Genomic DNA, 1,680 nt, shown 5'->3' with positions numbered 1-1,680 from the left:
GCCAGCTTCTGCTTAACTTCTTCAACGCTCTGGTGGGCTACAACTCGACTGACTCTTGCCATAACAGTGCTCGTTTCTCGGTTAACTGCACCCTACCCTAATTGTTCTTTAGAACGCAAGTTCGTATCAGATTGAGGCACAAATGCCACGAATCGTCCCTCATTTGCCACATAAAGCGGATCAAAACCAAGACTTTCACACGCACCCTGTACATCTTCACGCACAGGTAGACAACTTTCATCAATGGCGATCGTCACACCAGCAGCCGTAGCAATTTCATTGAGGGCACTAGATAAACCTCCACGCGTGAATCTCGTAGACAATGAATTGTAATTTGTGCTTCAAGTAATTCCAAAACAAGACTAGCTAAGGGTGCAGAATCACTTTCAATTTGGCTTTCAAACTCTAAGCCTTCTCTGAGTGCCATAATTGCGATGCCATGACGACCAAGATCGCCATTGAGCAGCACGACATCTCCTGGTTGAATTGATATAGGAGCGATCGCCAGAGAATGCTCAATCATGCCAACACCGGTAGTGTTAATAAAAATACCATCTGCCTTGCCTTTATCCACGACTTTAGTGTCACCAGTAACAATTTGCACATTGGCTTCTCTAGCCGCCTGCTGCATTGAAAACACCACTCGCCACAGTGTTTCCATTGATAGTCCTTCTTCGAGAATGAACCCAACACTTAGATACAGCGGACGCGCACCACACATTGCCAAATCGTTAACTGTGCCATTAACGGCAAGTACACCAATATCCCCTTCTGGAAAGAACAAAGGTTGAACGACATAAGAATCAGTTGTAAACGCAACCCTGCCACTTTTGAGGTTAATTTCTGCGGCGTCATGTTTATTAGAGACAACTTGTGGAAATTGCTTGCTGCTGAAGGCAGGTAAAAACATCTTTTCAATGAGTTGATGCATCAACTTCCCACCCCCACCATGCGCTAGCAAGACGTTGGGATATTGTGCAATGGAAATTGGACAGGAGAGAGTGAATTCCATTTACTTACTACTCACTGCATAAGACAGCGTGTTCGGCTGCTGTCGATAACGATAATAGGCAGCACAAGCTCCTTCTGAAGAAACCATAGGCGCACCAAGGGGATGTTCTGGCGTACAGCGTTGACCAAAAGCTGGACATGCGTGAGGCTTCTTCACACCTTGCAAAACTAGCCCACTGATACATTCAGCCGATTCTGTCGTTGTGTGGTGAACAATATCAAAGCGCTGTTGAGCATCAAATGCTTCATATTTGCGGCGCAATGTCAAGCCACTCTGAGAAATTTCACCAATGCCACGCCACTTTTGTGGAATAATTTCAAAGACTTCACTGATTAGCTGTTGAGCAACTGTATTACCACTACGATCAACTGAACGGGTGTATTGATTTGCAACTTGACATTGCTTCTGTTCTAATTGCTGAATGCACATATAGACACCTTGCAGAATATCCCTCTTCTGTCACTTTCCGAAATCAACAAGTACTAGATAAACCCTTTCATCCAGAAGAATAAAAGAATTTGAATTGATTCATTGCACTAATTACAGCCTATTGCAAGTTTATGAGGTACAGTAAGAGGAGTACACAAATGAAGTCTAATGAAACCGTACTCGCTCGACTTGCGAGAAAAAATAGTTAAGGCATACACACAAGGTGACACCTCAATCAG

General features: G+C 44.0%; 2 pseudogenes. Both read right to left on the bottom strand.

Annotated elements, in window-relative coordinates:
* Positions 1-119: 119 nt before the first annotated feature.
* Positions 120-1,012, bottom strand: a pseudogene (gene hypE, locus IQ230_RS26195) (hydrogenase expression/formation protein HypE); the annotation flags it as partial.
* Positions 1,013-1,462: pseudogene (locus IQ230_RS26190) on the bottom strand (hydrogenase formation protein HypD); the annotation flags it as partial.
* Positions 1,463-1,680: the final 218 nt, after the last annotated feature.

It is taken from the genome of Gloeocapsopsis crepidinum LEGE 06123 (assembly GCF_015207655.1).
In the GTDB taxonomy this organism is placed as follows: domain Bacteria; phylum Cyanobacteriota; class Cyanobacteriia; order Cyanobacteriales; family Chroococcidiopsidaceae; genus Gloeocapsopsis; species Gloeocapsopsis crepidinum.
The sequence above is the reverse complement of the archived record's forward strand: the minus strand, read 5'-3'. Positions and strand labels throughout refer to the sequence as shown.